Annotated in this window: 13 protein-coding genes; 6 read left to right on the forward strand and 7 right to left on the reverse strand. The window is 72.1% G+C overall.

Going from position 1 to position 15,931, the window contains the following annotated elements; all coding sequences use genetic code 11:
* Positions 1 to 32: 32 nt before the first annotated feature.
* Complete coding sequence (locus AB0877_RS03095) at positions 33 to 1,595, forward strand: AMP-binding protein (RefSeq protein ID WP_366606080.1); 1,563 nt, start codon at positions 33 to 35, stop codon at positions 1,593 to 1,595.
* A 63-nt stretch (positions 1,596 to 1,658) separates the two neighbouring features.
* Here the strand turns inward: AB0877_RS03095 and purD are convergent, their stop codons facing one another.
* The 3 genes from purD to AB0877_RS03110 all read right to left on the reverse strand — a co-directional run bounded on the left by purD (position 1,659) and on the right by AB0877_RS03110 (position 5,403).
* Complete coding sequence (gene purD / locus AB0877_RS03100) at positions 1,659 to 2,909, reverse strand: phosphoribosylamine--glycine ligase (protein WP_366606082.1); 1,251 nt, start codon at positions 2,907 to 2,909, stop codon at positions 1,659 to 1,661.
* 83 nt (positions 2,910 to 2,992) lie between these two features.
* Positions 2,993 to 3,928: a type IV toxin-antitoxin system AbiEi family antitoxin domain-containing protein gene (locus AB0877_RS03105; RefSeq protein WP_366606084.1), complete on the reverse strand. Its 936-nt coding sequence runs from the start codon at positions 3,926 to 3,928 to the stop codon at positions 2,993 to 2,995.
* 185 nt (positions 3,929 to 4,113) lie between these two features.
* Positions 4,114 to 5,403, reverse strand: a complete 1,290-nt coding sequence (locus AB0877_RS03110) for an adenylosuccinate synthase (RefSeq protein ID WP_366606086.1) — start codon at positions 5,401 to 5,403, stop codon at positions 4,114 to 4,116.
* 124 nt (positions 5,404 to 5,527) lie between these two features.
* Between AB0877_RS03110 and AB0877_RS03115 the strand changes: the two genes are divergently transcribed.
* Positions 5,528 to 6,601: a diacylglycerol kinase family protein gene (locus AB0877_RS03115; protein ID WP_366606088.1), complete on the forward strand. Its 1,074-nt coding sequence runs from the start codon at positions 5,528 to 5,530 to the stop codon at positions 6,599 to 6,601.
* Between the two features lie 728 nt (positions 6,602 to 7,329).
* The gene (locus tag AB0877_RS03120) at positions 7,330 to 9,204 is read left to right on the forward strand and encodes a chromosome partitioning protein (RefSeq protein WP_366606202.1); all 1,875 of its coding nucleotides are present in this window, start codon (positions 7,330 to 7,332) and stop codon (positions 9,202 to 9,204) included.
* Between the two features lie 46 nt (positions 9,205 to 9,250).
* Here AB0877_RS03120 and AB0877_RS03125 read toward each other — a convergent pair whose 3' ends face one another.
* A complete protein-coding gene (locus AB0877_RS03125) occupies positions 9,251 to 9,679 on the reverse strand; it encodes a DUF3151 domain-containing protein (protein WP_366606090.1) in 429 nt (142 codons plus the stop codon).
* A 249-nt stretch (positions 9,680 to 9,928) separates the two neighbouring features.
* On the opposite strand from AB0877_RS03125, the gene AB0877_RS03130 reads away from it, so the two are divergent.
* Positions 9,929 to 11,122: a hypothetical protein gene (locus AB0877_RS03130; RefSeq protein ID WP_366606092.1), complete on the forward strand. Its 1,194-nt coding sequence runs from the start codon at positions 9,929 to 9,931 to the stop codon at positions 11,120 to 11,122.
* 49 nt (positions 11,123 to 11,171) lie between these two features.
* Here the strand turns inward: AB0877_RS03130 and fbaA are convergent, their stop codons facing one another.
* Together fbaA and AB0877_RS03140 are read right to left on the reverse strand one after the other, a co-directional pair.
* Positions 11,172 to 12,197, reverse strand: coding sequence for a class II fructose-bisphosphate aldolase (gene fbaA / locus AB0877_RS03135; protein ID WP_366606094.1), 1,026 nt, complete (start codon positions 12,195 to 12,197; stop codon positions 11,172 to 11,174).
* A 135-nt stretch (positions 12,198 to 12,332) separates the two neighbouring features.
* A complete protein-coding gene (locus AB0877_RS03140; protein WP_030491363.1) occupies positions 12,333 to 12,716 on the reverse strand; it encodes a phage holin family protein in 384 nt (127 codons plus the stop codon).
* A 124-nt stretch (positions 12,717 to 12,840) separates the two neighbouring features.
* On the opposite strand from AB0877_RS03140, the gene AB0877_RS03145 reads away from it, so the two are divergent.
* Together AB0877_RS03145 and AB0877_RS03150 are read left to right on the forward strand one after the other, a co-directional pair.
* On the forward strand, positions 12,841 to 13,053 hold the full coding sequence (locus AB0877_RS03145; RefSeq protein WP_366606096.1) for a hypothetical protein: 213 nt from the start codon (positions 12,841 to 12,843) through the stop codon (positions 13,051 to 13,053).
* Positions 13,054 to 13,199: 146 nt separating this feature from the next.
* Positions 13,200 to 14,801, forward strand: a complete 1,602-nt coding sequence (locus tag AB0877_RS03150) for an LPXTG cell wall anchor domain-containing protein (protein ID WP_366606098.1) — start codon at positions 13,200 to 13,202, stop codon at positions 14,799 to 14,801.
* 66 nt (positions 14,802 to 14,867) lie between these two features.
* Here AB0877_RS03150 and AB0877_RS03155 read toward each other — a convergent pair whose 3' ends face one another.
* The gene (locus tag AB0877_RS03155) at positions 14,868 to 15,929 is read right to left on the reverse strand and encodes an LCP family protein (RefSeq protein ID WP_366606100.1); all 1,062 of its coding nucleotides are present in this window, start codon (positions 15,927 to 15,929) and stop codon (positions 14,868 to 14,870) included.
* Between the last annotated feature and the right edge of the window lie 2 nt (positions 15,930 to 15,931).

Here is a 15,931-nt window from a genome sequence, read left to right on the forward strand (position 1 = left end):
CGTCCGCGTACCACCCCGAGGAGGTCTGCGGCATGGACCTGCCGTTCGTCGTCACCACGCTGACCCGTCGCGGGCTACTCACCCCCGGCAGCCCGATCCGGGTCGCCTCGCAGCTCAACGCGTTGCGCACGTGGGGGTGGAGTCTGGCAGGAGAGCTACGGCAAGCAGCCGCCCGGGATCCGGGCCGACCCGCCGTCATCGACGAGAACGGCGTCGAGCTGACCTACCACGACCTGCTCGACCGGGCCGAACGGATGGCCCGCTCGATGCGGGCCGGGCTCGGCGTACAGGCCGGCGACCGGATCGGCGTGCTCTGCCGCAACCACCACGGACTGATCGAGACGATCGTCGCCGCCACCCTGCTCGGCGTCGACGCGGTACTGGTCAACACCGGGCTCAGCGCCGCCCAGCTGGGCACCGTCGCCGAAGAGCAGCGACTGCGGCTCCTCGTGCACGACGACGAGTTCGCCGATCGGGTCCTCGGCCTCCCCGCCGAACTGCACCGGCTCGACGAACGCGCCCGCGAGGAGTTGGTGGCCGGCGCACTGCCCGGTGACCTGCAACCACCCGAGCGCGACGGCCGGATCATCGTGCTCACCTCCGGCACCACCGGCACGCCCAAGGGTGCCCGTCGGCCCACACCCAGCGGCTTCGGCCCACTGGTGTCCATCATCGACCGCATCCCCCTGCACGCCCGGGACCGGGTGATGATCGCCGCACCGATCTTCCACACCTGGGGATTCGCCGCCCTCCAGGTCTGCCTGGCACTACGGGCCACCATCGTGCTGCACCGCCGCTTCGACCCGGCCGCCACGCTCGCCGCCCTGACCGCGCACCGCTGCGACGCGCTCTTCGCCGTACCGGTGATGGTGCAACGGCTGCTGGAGGTGCCACCGCCGGACCCGCGCCCCCAACTCACCGTCGTCGCGGTCAGCGGCTCCGCCCTGCCCGGCGGACTGGCCCCGAAGTTCATGGACGTCTACGGAGACGTCCTCTACAACCTCTACGGTTCCACCGAGGTCTCCTGGGCCTCCATCGCCGGGCCGCAGGACCTGCGTCAGGCACCCACCACCGCTGGTCGCCCCCCGCACGGCACCCGGCTGGAGCTGCTCGACGACAACGATCAACCCGTACCGGATGGACAGGTCGGGCGGATCTTCGTCGGCAACGAGATGCTCTTCGAGGGCTACACCTCGGGCGCCAGCCGGGAAACCCACGACGGCCTGCTCGACACCGGCGACCTCGGCCGGCTCAACGCCGACGGGCTGCTCTTCGTCGACGGCCGGGCCGACGACATGATCGTCTCTGGCGGCGAGAACGTCTTCCCGTCCGAGGTGGAGGACCTGCTCGCGCAACTGCCACAGGTCCGCGAGGCGGCAGTGATCGGCGTGCCCGACCCCGAGTACGGCCAGCGCCTCTCCGCGTTCCTCGCCCTGCACCCCGGCGAGACCCTCGACCCCGAGGCGGTCCGCGAGTACGTCCGACACTTCCTGGCCCGGTTCAGCGTCCCCCGCGACGTGATCCTCGTGAAGTACCTGCCCCGCAACGCCACCGGCAAGGTGCTCACCCGAGAACTGCGCCGCTACTACGGCTGACGGCGGGTCGTACCGGGCGAGGTCGGCGCGACCGGTGGCGGCTGCGACGGGGGTTGCCCGAGTTCAGCCGGGAATCGTGATCCGGTCCTCGATCGCCGCGGTGGCGATGTCGGTGCGGTGCTGCGAGCCGGCCAGCTCCACCCCGTTGACCAGCGCGTACGCGGCGTCCCGCGCGGCGGCCAGGTCGGCGCCGGTGGCCGTACCGCAGAGGACCCGGCCGCCGGCGGAGAGCAACGCGCCGTCGTCGGCCCGGCGGGCGGTGCCCGCGTGGATGATGCCCGGACCCTCCGCGCCGGTGATCACGTCACCGGTGCGCGGCGCGGCCGGATAACCCGACGAGGCGAGCACCACCGTCACCGCGCTGCCGTCCCGCCACCGCAGCGGCGGATGCTCGGCCAACGTGCCGGTGGCCGCCGCGTGCAGCAGCCCGCCCAGCGGAGTCTCCAGCAGCGCGAGCACCACCTGGGTCTCCGGGTCACCGAAGCGCGCGTTGAACTCGATCACCCGAGGGCCGGCGGCCGTGATCGCGAGCCCGACGTAGAGCAGGCCGGCGAACGGGGTGCCCCGGCGACGCATCTCCGCGAGCGTCGGGTGCACCACGTCGCGCATCACGTCGTCGACCAGACCGGGCGGGGCCCAGGCCAGCGGCGCGTACGCGCCCATGCCGCCGGTGTTCGGCCCGCTGTCGCCGTCACCGAGGCGCTTGAAGTCCTGCGCCGGCAGCAGCGGCAACGCCGCCTCACCGTCGGTGACCACGAAGAGGCTGACCTCCGGGCCGTCGAGGAACTCCTCGACCACGACCCGTCCACACTCGCGGGCGTGCGCCAACGCGGCGGACCGGTCGTCGGTCACCACCACGCCCTTGCCGGCGGCGAGCCCGTCGTCCTTCACCACGTACGGTGCGCCGAACTCATCCAACGCCCGAGCGGTGCTCTCCTCGTCCGTGCAGACGTACGCCCTGGCGGTCGGCACGCCGGCGGCGGTCATCACGTCCTTGGCGAACGCCTTGGAGCCCTCAAGCTGCGCGGCCGCGCCGGACGGGCCGAACACGGCGATGCCCTTGGCGCGTACCGCGTCGGCGACCCCGGCGACCAACGGCGCCTCGGGCCCGATCACCACCAGGTCAGCCGCCGTCTCGACGGCCAACGCCGCCACCGCGGCCGGATCTGTGGCATTGACGGCCCGCAGCTCAGCCACGCTGGCGATCCCCGGATTCCCCGGTGCCGCGACAACCGCGGAAACCCCCGAATCTGCCGCCAACCCGAGCGCGAGCGCGTGCTCGCGCCCACCACCACCCACCAGAAGAACCCGCACGCCCGAGATCCTACTGCCCACCCTTACCCCACCGTTGATCATGAAGTTATTGCCCTCCGCCGCGGCGTGTCGTGGCAACAACTTCATGATCGACGGTGCCGGGCAGCGGCGATTGCCTGCCGGACTGTGTGGGGGATGTAGGCGGGGTGCAGGGTGTCCTGCCAGGTGAATCGGAGGACGGTCCAGCCTGCGTTGACGAGGCGGTTCTGGCGACGGCGGTCGGCGTAGGCGGCCTCCGGGGCACCGTGAGGGCCGCGGCCGTCGGCCTCGGCGATGACGCGAGCGCCCCGCCAACCGAGATCCCCGATCCCCAACAGGTAGCCGTCCTCATCGCGTACCTCAAGTTGCAGCGCGTCCGGTGGCACTCTCCCGTCCACGCAGCGCAACCTGGTCCGCGTCTCCAACGGGGACTGCGCACGCCCATCGACCTCGCTGAGGTAGCCACGCGCCACGACCGCACCGCGCCGTCCTCGAACGAGGCGCGGAATGGCGAGCAGATCATCGGTGGTTACGAGCCGACGATTCAGTGCCGAATCCAGCACACTCACCGCCGAAAAACGATCAACCCGAAGGCTCACGTCGGCAAGGGTCCGCAGCGGTTCTGTAGCGGTGATTCCGTTCACCCGGACAAGTTGGTCGGGCTGAATGACCAACTGATGGACCACCACCTCCGGGTGGGCGAGCCGGGCCGGCCGGGCGATCGGGCCTGGCACCGACAGGTCGATCACGTCGGTGGCCCGCAGACCGGCCAACCCGTGCAGCTCCACAGCCGTTGCGAGCACAGCGGCTGCGGCTGGCCCGAAGGAGGCCACGGCAGCCCTGATCCGCGCCGCGCGGGGAACGCCGTCGTACCGGGCAGCGTCCACCAGGTAGGCGCCACGCGCCACGACCCGCCAGCGTCCGGCCCGACAAAGCCGCTGCACCTCATGCGTCGTCAGGCCAGCCGCACGCGCCTGCCGGAGTGTTACAACTCCGTCCCGCCCGGCCGCAATCTGCCGCACCACATCCAAGGCATCCACCCGGCCACCCTGGCCCAACCCGAAACCCGAAGAAACCCCCTGTGGACAACCCCTCCACCCCTGTGGATAACCAGGCTCTCAGAGCTGGTTGATCATGAAGTTATTGCCACGACACGCCGACAGCGATGGCAATAACTTCATGATCAACGCGGAGGAGGCGGGGTGGGGCCGGGGTGGGGCCGGGGTTAGGGGAGGAGGGGGTGGAGGACTACGTTTTCTTCTCGGCCTGGGCCCACCCCGACGACGCTCACCTTGGTGTTGCAGAGTTCTTCGACCCTCGCGATGTAGCGGCGGGCGTTCTCCGGGAGGTCGTCGATCGTGCGGGCCTTGGTGATGTCCTCCCACCAGCCGTCGAGTTCCTCGAAGACGGGCTTTGCGTGGTGGAAGTCGGTCTGGCTCATCGGCATGTCGTCGACCCGGACGCCGTTGATCTCGTAACCGACGCAGATCGGCACCTTGGGCAGGCCGGTGAGCACGTCCAGCTTGGTGATGACCAGGTCGGTGACGCCGTTGAGGCGGCAGGCGTACCGGGCGACGACCGCGTCGAACCAACCGCACCGGCGCTCCCGCCCGGTGGTGGTGCCGTACTCAGCGCCGATCTTGCGCAGGTGGTCCCCGTTGGCGTCGAACAGCTCGGTCGGGAACGGCCCGGCACCCACCCGGGTGGTGTACGCCTTGCTCACCGCGATGACCTTGTTGATCGCGGTCGGCGGGATGCCCGCGCCCACGCAGGCGCCGCCGGCCGTCGGATTGGACGAGGTCACGAAGGGGTAGGTGCCGTGATCCATGTCGAGCATGGTGGCCTGGGCGCCTTCCAGCAGCACCGTCTCGCCCCGGTCCAGAGCGTCCCAGAGCATCGCCCGGGTCTCCGCGATGTACGGCTTGAGCCGCTCCGCGTACGCCAGGTACTCCTCGACGGTCGCGTCGACGTCGATCGCCTTGCGGTTGTAGACCTTGAACAGGATCTGGTTCTTCTCGCGCAGCGCGAGTTCCAGCTTCTTGCGCAGGATGCCCGGGTCGAGCAGGTCCTGGAGGCGGATGCCGATCCGGGCGACCTTGTCGCCGTACGCCGGGCCGATGCCCCGCCCGGTGGTGCCGATCCGGGACGAGCCGAGGTAGCGCTCGATGACCCGGTCCAGCGCCCGGTGGTGCGGCATGATCAGGTGAGCGTCACCGGAGATCCGCAGGCGGGACACGTCGACGCCGCGCTCCGCCAGGCCGTCGATCTCGGCGAGCAGCACCTTGGGGTCGACCACCACACCGTTGCCGATGACGATCATCGCGTTCGGCGAGAGCGCGCCGGACGGCATCAGGTGCAGCGCGTACTTCTGGCCGTCCGGGGTGATCACCGTGTGCCCGGCGTTGTTGCCGCCGGAGTAGCGCACGACGTAGTCGACCCGCTCACCCAGCAGGTCGGTAACCTTGCCCTTGCCCTCGTCGCCCCACTGAGCACCGATGAGCACGATCGCTGGCATCTTTTCCGCCTCCAGAAGGCTCGGGTGCCAGGTGGCGACCGCTCGGCGAGCCCGGGGTGTCAGGTTAACAAGTAGTGACGGCGTGGCCGGCAGGGGTCGCGTCGAGAGGCAGGAGGCTCCTTCCGTGTACGACGTGGTGCTGCTCACCCTTGGTGCGGAGCGGGACGCTCCCGGGGGCTGTGGCAGCGGCGGGGCCTGCTGCGGCGGCGCGACCGGGGCCGACACCGGCCCGACGAGCCAGGCCGACACCGGCCAGGCCGACACCGACCAGGTCAGCAGCGGCCAGACCGCCAGCGACCAGACCGACTCCGGGCAGTGCGCGACGGATCGGCCACGGGTGCCGGTGCTGGCGTGCGCCGACGCGCTGAACGCCCGGGGTGCCCGGGTGGAGACGGTCACCGCCCGCTCCGACGCCGAGATCGACGCGGTGCTGGCCCGGTTCGACGGCCCGGCCCGCCCGGACGGCCTCACCTGGCCGGACCAGGACAGCAAGACCCGGCTGGTCATCGCCACGGCCAGCGACGGGCAGTTGCGCGCCGTGCTGCGCCGGCTGGTCAAGCGGTACGCCCCGGCGCCGAGCAAGCGCCCGGCGGACCTGCCCGGCAACCGGACACTGCCCGACCTGCCTCCGGTGGCCGTACTCCCGCTCGATCCGGCCCGTGGCGGCACCCACCGGGACCTGGCCGCGCAGCTCGGGCTGCCCCGTGACCCGGCGGCGGTGGCCGCCGCGGTGCTGGACGGCACACCGCGCCGGTTGGACCTGCTCCGCAACGACGGTGGCTCGGTGACCCTGGACGGCGCGCTCCTCGGCGCAGCCGACGACGCCGGCCGTCCCCTGCACTGGCGCGCCCGGGTGGAGGTCGACGACACCATCCTCAGCGACGGTGGGGAGCCGCTGCTGGCCTGCGCGGTGGGGAACGCCGGCGGGTACGCGGCGCTCAACGACGTGACGCTGCTGACCGCGCCGGACCCGGCCGACGGCCAGGTCGAGGTCGCGGTGGCCGTTCCGGTGGTCGCCCGCGCGGCGTGGGGGCGCAAGCGGGTACGCCTCGAAGTTCGGCGGGCCCGTGGGCGGGCGGTGTCGGTGCTGCCCAGGGAGGGCCGGGTGCCCTATCTCGACGATGGTGTCGAGGGTGAGCTGACCCGTAAGCGTTCCTGGTGGGTCGAGCCGGGTGCCTGGGCGGTCTGGTCGATCTGACCTCGGCCGCGACCGGCCGACCTGCCTGCGCCGATCGGCCCTGCTGGGCGATTGGGCCTATCCTCGCAGGAGGACTGGGGAGGGCCGTAATGGACGAGAACGCCGACCGGGCGCAGGTGCCCGGCCAGCAGCCGGTGCCGGAGCGGGACGTCGAACCACTCTGGCCGCCGGATCCGGGCGACCGGGGCGCGGTGCCGCCCTGGGCTGCGGTCGCCGAGCAGCGGGGTGGGCCGTCGCCGGTCACAGATCCGGTCACGCCACCGGTGGCCGCGCCGCCGATCGGGCGACCGCCGGTTCCCGGCCAGCCCGGCGCCGCGGCCCAGTCGCCGCCGTCACCGTCGGACTACCCGTCGCTCACCGGCGCTGTCCCGGCGCCTGGGGGGTGGGGGGCCAGCGGCCCGTCCGGTGTCGGGTCGGGTTGGGCGCCGGCACAGCCGAGCTGGCCGCCCCCGACCGACCCGGCCGCTGCGTCACCACCGGCAGGCCCTGCCGCTGCGTCACCGCCGGCGACCGCTGCCTGGGCGACGCCGCCGTCGACTGGCCCCGGGGACAACGGCGGGCCAACCAGCCCGGGAAGCAACGGTGGGCCGGCCAGCCCCGGCATCCCGGCTGCCGACGCGGCACCGAGTACCGCCTCCGCACCGCGCGACGGCCGTCCCGCCGCGAGCGACGCGGGCAGCGGGACGGCCGACGCGGCGCAAGTGATGCCCGCTGACGCGGCGCAGGTGATGCCCGGCGAGCGGGGCGGCCCGGCCGCCGCGCCGATCACCCCGGGCGGCGTTGACCTGAACCTGCCGTTCACCCTGGACCACCCGACCGCCGCCGACCGCTCCGCCGCGTCGGCACCCGCCGACCCCCCCACCACGGCCGCCGCCACCGACTCGCCCATTCCGGCGGCCACCGCGTCCGCCGCCAACCCGAACGCCACCGACACCCCGCGTGCCGCCACCAGCCCAACGGCCGGCGGCCCCGCACCGGCAGACCCCTCGGCCGCAACCGTCGCGGCGGCCCGGTCGGCACCACAAACTGGTGTGCCCGCGCCGCAGACTGGCGGGCCGGCACCACAAACTGGTGTGCCCGCGCCGCAGACTGGCGGGCCGGCACCACAGACTGGCGGGACCGCACCACGGACTGGCGGGCCGGCACCACAGACTGGCGGGACCGCACCACAACCCGGCCAGCCGGCGCAACAGCCCGGCGCGGCCGGTGCGGACGGGGCCCCCGACGGTCCGGCGCGGCCGATCGCCGAGTCGCCGTGGGCGTACCCGCCGCAACGCCCGTCCGGAACGCCCGCGCCCGCTCCGGACGGGGCCGGCGCGACACCTCCGATTCCGCCTCCACCTCCGGTCGTTCCGCACGCCGGTCCGGCGCAGGCACATCCCGGGCAGCCGTTCATCCCCGGCCAGGTCGGCCCGGCGCAGATTCCGCCGCCGCCCGACGTGACGCAGTTCAGCAACCCACCGCATGGCCTTGCCGCGCCGCAGCACGCTCCTGGGCAGGCCGGGCCGCCGACCCCACCGCCCGGGCCGTTCCCGCCCTCGCCGGGCTGGCACCCACCGCCCTGGCAGCAGGGCTCGCCCGCCGGCACGCCCGGCCAGCCGTACCAGGAGGCCGACGGGGTGACCCGGGTGCCGGCCCCCGCGTACCCGGACGCGAGCTGGACACCGGACACCACAGCCGCACCGACCGCCGAGGACTTCGCCCGACGCCGCCAGGTTCGACCCGCCGACCCGGTGGCGACCATGGGCGTACGCGCGGTGGTCAACAAGATGGGCCTGCTCCGGCTCTCGCCGGGGCGGCACGAGCAGGAGCTCAAGCGGGACATCGAGATGGTGCGCCGCAACTTCGGCGGCCTGCGCCAGGTGACGGTGGTCAACCCGAAGGGCGGCGCCGGTAAGACGGTGGCCATCCTGCTGCTCGCGATGACGTTCGGTCAGAAACGCGGCGGCTACGTGCTGGCCTGGGACAACAACGAGACCCAGGGCACGCTGGGGATGCGCGCCCAACAGGACTTCCACTCCCGCACGGTGCGGGACATGCTGCGTGACCTCGGGCAGTTCCAGGGTGCGCACGGGCGGGTCGGGGACCTGTCGCAGTACGTCCGCTCGCAGGGCGAGGGAATGTTCGACGTCCTGGCCTCGGACGAGTCGGCCACCGGCGGCGAGATGTTGACGGCTGCCGCGTTCGCCGAGATCCGAGAGGTGGTCAGCCGGTTCTATAAGTTGATCTTCGTGGACACCGGGAACAACGTCCGGGCGCAGAACTGGCAGGCGTCGATGGACGCCACCGACCAGTTGGTGGTCACCATGTCGGCCCGTAACGACTCCGCCGAGACCGCGGCCCGGATGCTCGACCACCTGGAGCAGAGCGGCCGGCAACGGCTGGTCCGTCAGGCCGTGACGGTGGTGTCGATGCCACCGTCCCGCAAGGAGATCGACCTGCCGGCCATCCAGGAGCACTTCGCGGCCCGCACCCGGGCGGTGCTGCTGGCCCCGTACGAGCGGCTCATCGACAGCGGCGAGCCGATCCGGTACGGCGGGCTCTCCTCGGCCACCCGGGACGCCTGGCTGAAGATCGCCGCCGCGGTCGCCGAAGGGCTGTGACCCGCCGACGGCCGGCCCGATCTCGGGCCGGCCGTCGGGGCAGGGGTCAGTTGCTCGCCAGCGCGTCCGCCGCTTCCGGGTCGCAGTCGCGCAGGAACTGGGCACAGCGGGCCGCCTCGTCGGCCTCGCCGATCTCGTCGGCGGCACGGGACAGCACGTAGAGGCAGCGGAGGAAGCCCCGGTTGGGCTCGTGTGACCACGGCACCGGGCCGTGCCCCTTCCAACCACTGCGGCGCAGCTGGTCGAGGCCCCGGTGGTAACCGGTGCGGGCGTACGCGTACGCCGTCACCACCTGGCCCTGGGCGAACGCCCGCGCCGCGAGCTCCGCCCAGGCCGCGCTGTAGGTCGGGAAGCCGGCCGCCACGTTGGCGTACGCCTCGTCGGTGCCGGCCTCGTCGGCGGCGGCCAGGGCGGCGTCGGCCTCGGCGTTCGCGGGCAGGCGGGTGGCCGGTGGCTCTGGCAAAAGGTTCTGCATCGCCCCATTCAACCCGCTGGACAGGGCGACACGCGAGCGGGTCGGCCGACGTGTCCCGCTGAACGGCTGAGGAGTTGGTCACGCCTGCGGCCTATGCCGCTGCCTGGTGTTTTCCACTACAACTAATGGTCCGGAGCCTCCCCAGGAACCGGTAACGCAGGAGCCCGGTGGCCACGACCATCGGGCTCCTGTCGGTTCCACCCCCGGCCCGAGGTTTGACCGGCCCCGCAGGAGGGGCAGGATGGCCCGGTGCCGACCCCACCTCCCGCGGACGTCATCGAGCCGCACCTGCATGCCGGTGAGATCCAGACCCGGGCCGAGTTCGACCAGCAGCTGGCCACCGGTCGGCTGGCCGGGCTGACCGTGCAGGGCCTGCGGCTCGACCTCGCGCCGGTGCCCGACCTGACCGGCGTCGACGTCGCCGGCACCCTCTTCGTCGGTTGCCGGTTCGCGTCCCGGGACGTGGGCGCCGACCTGGTCCGGCGCGGCGCGAACGTGGTGCCGCCGTTCTCCGGGTTGCCGTACCCGACCCAGCCGACGCACCTCTACACCCCGGACGACCTGGCCGCCGGGTTCGCCGAGGGCGGGTTCACCGGGATGTACGACACCCGGGTGTACGACCACTACCGGGCGCACGGCGGCGCGTTGCCGGACGTCAAGGAGGCGCTGGGTCAACGGCTGCACGATCACGGCGTGGACAACGCGCTGGCCGACGCCACCCGGGTCTGGCTGAGCGCGTACGGGCCGCAGTCGGTGGTGGGCATCATGGGCGGGCACGCGGTGCGGCGCGGCAGTCCCGCGTACCGGATGGCGGCCGTGCTGGGTTGGGAGCTGGCGCGGGCCGACCGGCTGGTGGTGACCGGCGGCGGCCCGGGTGTGATGGAGGCCGCGAACCTCGGCGCCTACCTGGCGGACCGGCCGGCGACCGATGTGACGGCCGCGATCGATGTGCTGGCCACCGCCCCCGACTTCACCGACCACCACCGGTACACGGCCACGGCGCTGACGGTCCGGCAGCGGTACGCGGGCGTGCCCCGGCAACGTGGCGACGAGCTGGGCTGGGCGCGTGCGGGTGGTCTGGCCATTCCGACCTGGCTGTACGGGCACGAGCCGGCGAACCTGTTCGCCGGGCGGATCGCGAAGTACTTCTCGAACGCGATCCGGGAGGACACCATCCTGCGCCTCGCCCGGGGCGGCATCGTCTTCGCGCCGGGGCGGGCGGGCACGGTGCAGGAGGTGTTCCAGGCGGCCACCAAGACCTACTACGGCACCGATGGCGCCAGCGGGGCGTACATCTTCCTGGACCGCTCCTACTGGACCGTGGAGTTACCGGTGGAGGCGTTGTTGCGTCCCCTGCTGGCGGCATCGCCGTTCGGTGACCTGTCGTCGACGATCCACCTCACCGACGACGTCCGCGAGGCCGTACGCCTGCTCACGACGTGACGACGACGGCCGACTCCCCGTGGGGAGCCGGCCGTCGGGTGGGACGTCGTTACTTGGTCATCGTGGTGCCGGTGGAGCGGAGGTGCTCGCAGGCCTCGACGACCCGGGCGGCCAGGCCGGCCTCGGCGGCCTTGCCCCAGGCGCGCGGGTCGTACTGCTTCTTGTTGCCGACCTCGCCGTCGATCTTCAGCACGCCGTCGTAGTTGCGGAGCATGTGGTCCACGACGGGGCGGGTGAAGGCGTACTGGGTGTCGGTGTCGATGTTCATCTTCACCACGCCGTAGTCGAGCGCCTCACGGATCTCGCTGAGCAGGGAGCCCGAGCCGCCGTGGAAGACCAGGCTGAGCGGCTTGTCCTTGCCGTACTTGGCGCCCACCGCCTCCTGGATCTGGTTGAGGATCTCCGGACGCAGCTTGACGTTGCCCGGCTTGTAGACGCCGTGGACGTTGCCGAAGGTCAGGGCCGCCATGTAGCGGCCCTTCTCGCCGAGGCCGAGCGCCTCGACCATGGCCAGGCCGTCATCGGTGGTGGTGTAGAGCTTGTCGTTGATGGCGTTCTCGACGCCGTCCTCCTCGCCACCGACGACACCGACCTCGATCTCAAGGACGATCTTGGCCTTGGCGGCCTCGTCGAGCAGCTGCGCGGCGATCTCGAGGTTCTCCGCGACCGGCACTGCCGAGCCGTCCCACATGTGCGACTGGTAGAGCGGCTCCTCGCCGCGCTTCACCCGCTCCTGCGAGATGCCCATCAGCGGACGCACGAACCCGTCCAGCTTGTCCTTCGGGCAGTGGTCGGTGTGCAGCGCGATGTTCACCGAGTACTTCTTGGCGACCTCGTGCGCGTACGCGGCGAACGCCACCGCGCCGGTGACCATGTCCTTGATCGAGGGGCCGGAGAGGTATTCGGCGCCACCGGTGGAGACCTGGATGATGCCGTCGCTCTCCGCGTCGGCGAAGCCCTTGAGCGCCGCGTTCAGCGTCTGGGAGGAGGTCACGTTGATCGCGGGGTACGCGAACCGGCCAGCCTTGGCGCGGTCCAGCATCTCCGCGTAAGCCTCGGGGGAAGCGATGGGCATGTGATGTGCTCCTTACTTACCACTCTCGGCCGTGCTGGCCGCTGTTCTTCATTTGTGCGCCGGACCGCGCTGTCCTCCACCCGGAAGTATCCCGTAGGTGAGGTGCGCCGGAACAACCGACCCGGCGCTGGTCGTTCACCGGCGGTCCAGGTTGTCCGGCACGATGACGCTGATCAACCAGGTCACCACTGTCATCACGATGGCTCCCCAGAACGCCGGCCAGAATCCGTCCACCTGGAACGGCAGGTCGAGCCCGCGGGCGATCCGGTCGGTGAGCAGGAACAGCAACGCGTTGACCACCAGCGCGAACAGGCCCAGGGTCAGCAGGTAGAACACACAACCGACGACCCGGATCACCGGCTTGAGCACCGCGTTGATGACGCCGAAGATCAGAGCCACCACGATCAGGGTGAGGACGGTGTTGCCACCCGAGCGACCGTGCACGTCGACGCCGGGCACGATCAGCGTGGTGATCCACAACGCGACCGCGGTGATCGCCAGTCTGATGAGGAAGCCCACCACACCATCCTGGCATCGGGGCGCGTCGCCGAGGGCTGATTCCGTCTACTCGGCTTCCGGGCGGTGCGCCGGCCCAGCCCGTACGGTGGGTGGGAACCGTGCCCCGAGACCCCCGGGAGGGACGATGGGTCAGCCCGACGAGGACTTCAGCCCCGGCGACCACCTCACGCCCGACGAACGCGACCCCGAGGCGGACCCGGCCGACGCGGTCGAGCAGGCCACGGTCGCCGGCCCGGCCGACGTCGACGGTGAGCCGCACCGTGGCCTGGAGGTCGACGACTGGGACGCGATGGAACAGGCCCGGGTGGTCACCGGGGACGAGGACGACTACCGCTGATGCCGTCGCGGGGTCGGTTGCCCGTTGCGACAGGGCTGCTCAGCCGTTCGGGTCATTAGACAAATGTCGATCCGAAGGGGTTACCGGAGGGGTCCGGGCGTCCCTACGTTGGACGAGCGCCACCTGTACCCCCACGGGAGGACCCCATGCTCAAGCACTCGCTCCGCTGGCTGACCGGGCTCGTCGCCGCAGGCGCGTTGATCGCCGCCTCCGCGAGCCCCGCCGTCGCCACGCCGACGATCAAGCCCTACTTCCAGGACGCCACGCTGGCCATCGGCGCGGCGGCACCCATCCGCGGCCTGTTGCTGCACGCCGACGAGCCGACGGTCCTCACCGACGTCTCCGTGCGGTACGACTACCGGTCCCTGGCCAGGAAGATCACTGTGACTCCTGCCGACGGCCAGGAGTGCACAGCGCCGGAGCCGGGCGTTCTCGTCTGCACGGAGCCCTCCGATGTCGTCCTGTCCGAGATGCCGCCGCTCGGCAGCGGGATCTACCGCAACGGGGCCAAGCGGGTGAACCTCGGCCTCACCGAGGATGCGCAGCTCGGCGACTCCGGCGACGTCGCGGTCAGCTTCCAGGCAGCCGGGGGCCAACGCGGCAGCTACACCTCCCGGGTCCGGGTCGGCGAGGGGGTCGACCTGGCCGGCGGACCGCACACCAGCCTCTCCGCCAGGCCCGGTGGGAAGTTCACAGTGCCGCTGGTCGTGGCCAACGCCGGCGACCGGACCGTCACCGGATTCGTCGCGGTCTTCGACCTCCCCTACTCGATCCGAACCAAGGACCGCTTCAGCAACTGCCGCTACTCCGACGACCACCTGGTCTCCTGCCACTTCGACGAGGAGATCCCGGTGGGCACCGGCCTGGCCACCACGCTGAACCTCGAACTCGGCAAGGACACCGCCGCGCCGACCAACCAGACCGGCTACGCCCAGTTCATGACCACTGCCGACTTCGAGGACCTGACCCGGGTGCGGACGGCCGCCGGCGCACGGGCGGCCACCCTCGGCAGCGGCCCGAAGCTGACTCTGGCCGAGGCACCCAGCAGGGCGCGGCAGGCCGACCAGACCGATGTCGGCCCGGGTTACGACTACACCGGGTGGACCGTCAAGGCCACCGGCAGGAACGGCACCGACCTCGCGGCCGTCGGCGCCACGATCAAGGGCACGGCTGGCACCGTCGTCACAGCGACCGTCGGCTTCCGGAACAACGGCCCGGCGACGCTCGACAGAACGAACGAAGACTTCGAGGCCGCCACCCACACCGACGTCGAACTGCCGCCGGGCACCACCGCCGTCGGGGTCCCCGGCAACTGCTGGTTGCGGCAGGACACCACCCGCACGTACCTGTGCGCCTCCGAGATGCTCCTGGTGGCCGGGCAGACCTACACCGTGAAGTTCCGGCTGCGTATCGACAAGGTCATCTCCAACGCCCGGGGCGCGGTGCGGGTCAACGCGCCGTGCGAGTGCCCCGCCGGCGGCGGCTTCCAGGACGACACCAGACCCGCGAACGACAGGGCCACCATCGTGGTCAACGCGGCCCAGGGCGGCGGTGACCACGGGGACGGCGACGGTGCTGGTGACGGTCGTGGCGACGGTGGCGGCGGGGGTGGCGGGGGTGGCGGGGATTCGCTGCCGATCACCGGCGCCCCCAGCACTGTGATCGCCGGCATCGGCACTCTGCTGCTCCTGACCGGCGCCGGCTGCTACCTGCTCGCCCGACGCCACGGCAGCCGCTCCGCCGCCTGACCCGACCCGACCGACGCCCCGCCGGCCCGTACCGGCTGCGGGGCGTCGTCGTGACGTCTCCGTCCGTCAGCGGACGGGATTGACCTGTTCCGGGTGCTGCGCCACCCACTGCGCCAACCGGTCCTCGCGCAGCGCGGCGAGGAACCCCGGGCCCTGCTTCGGATCCAGCGACAGCCGCGAAGCGTTGCCCGCCGAAGGGCCGACCGGCAGGCTGAGCCCCACCGGGTCGACGCTCCTCAGCTCGGGCAGCACCGCCACCAGCCTGGTCAGCGACAGACCGTCGTCGTCGACCGCCAGACCCGTGCCGGCGGCCGACAGCAGCGCGGTGAGCCGTACCGGGTTGGTCAGCACGTCCTGGGCGACTGCCCGCCGGACCAACCCGGCGACGTAGCGCTGGGCGTTGCGGTCCCGGTCCAACGCCCCGTCGGGCAGATACCGCCGTTGCCGCAGCAGGTCGACGGAGGCAGCCCCGTCGAGCAGTTGGCAGCCGGACGGGAAGGTCCGGCGGGTGTGCCAGGACCGGACCTCCTTCGGCAGACACACCTCCACCCCGTCGACCGCCTCGGTGATCCGGCGCAGACCGGCGAAGGTCAGCACCGCGCCGGCGTCGACGCGTACCCCGGTCAGGTCGGCGACCACCCGGCGGGTCAGGTCGTAGCCGGCGTCCAGGTCGGGTCGGCGCTCGCCGGCGCCGCTGTAGAACGCGCTGTTGAGCTTCTCGACCCCCCGGCCGGGAATCGAGACCTCCAGGTCGCGCGGCAACGAGATGAGGTACGGCCGGCTCCGGTCGGCCGGGATGTGCACCAACAGGACGGAGTCCGCCAACCGGTACGGCGGCTGCTGGCCGAAGCCGTCCACCCCGAGCAACAGGACGTTCAGCGCCCCGGACCGCGTTCCAGTCGGCTGACCGGAGAGCGGTGGGCCCTCCGCCGGCCGATCGGGGCGCAGTTGCGGCACCCCGACGCCGAGCGCGGCCAGCAGGGCGAGAGTGACGCCGGCGGCCTGGAACCGCTGCCGGCGACGACGGCGGACAGCGGCGAGCCGGTCGATCGCAACCCGCAGCGGGCCGGTCGACGGGGTCAGTGTTTCGTGCCGGGCGAACGCGGCCCGCAGGTCATCCTCGATCATGT

Origin of the sequence: Micromonospora sp. NPDC047644, from assembly GCF_040704315.1 — a bacterium.
Lineage (GTDB): Bacteria > Actinomycetota > Actinomycetes > Mycobacteriales > Micromonosporaceae > Micromonospora.

What these genes read in the sequence shown, in the direction of transcription:
- AB0877_RS03155 (WP_366606100.1), bottom strand. Translation starts at nt 15,929, where the DNA reads ATGATCGAGGATGACCTGCGGGCCGCGTTCGCCCGGCACGAAACACTG.
- AB0877_RS03095 (WP_366606080.1), top strand. Translation starts at nt 33, where the DNA reads ATGGACCTGCCGTTCGTCGTCACCACGCTGACCCGTCGCGGGCTACTC.
- fbaA (WP_366606094.1), bottom strand. Translation starts at nt 12,197, where the DNA reads ATGCCCATCGCTTCCCCCGAGGCTTACGCGGAGATGCTGGACCGCGCC.
- AB0877_RS03150 (WP_366606098.1), top strand. Translation starts at nt 13,200, where the DNA reads ATGCTCAAGCACTCGCTCCGCTGGCTGACCGGGCTCGTCGCCGCAGGC.
- AB0877_RS03125 (WP_366606090.1), bottom strand. Translation starts at nt 9,679, where the DNA reads ATGCAGAACCTTTTGCCAGAGCCACCGGCCACCCGCCTGCCCGCGAAC.
- AB0877_RS03145 (WP_366606096.1), top strand. Translation starts at nt 12,841, where the DNA reads ATGGGTCAGCCCGACGAGGACTTCAGCCCCGGCGACCACCTCACGCCC.
- AB0877_RS03120 (WP_366606202.1), top strand. Translation starts at nt 7,330, where the DNA reads ATGCCCGGCGAGCGGGGCGGCCCGGCCGCCGCGCCGATCACCCCGGGC.
- AB0877_RS03110 (WP_366606086.1), bottom strand. Translation starts at nt 5,403, where the DNA reads ATGCCAGCGATCGTGCTCATCGGTGCTCAGTGGGGCGACGAGGGCAAG.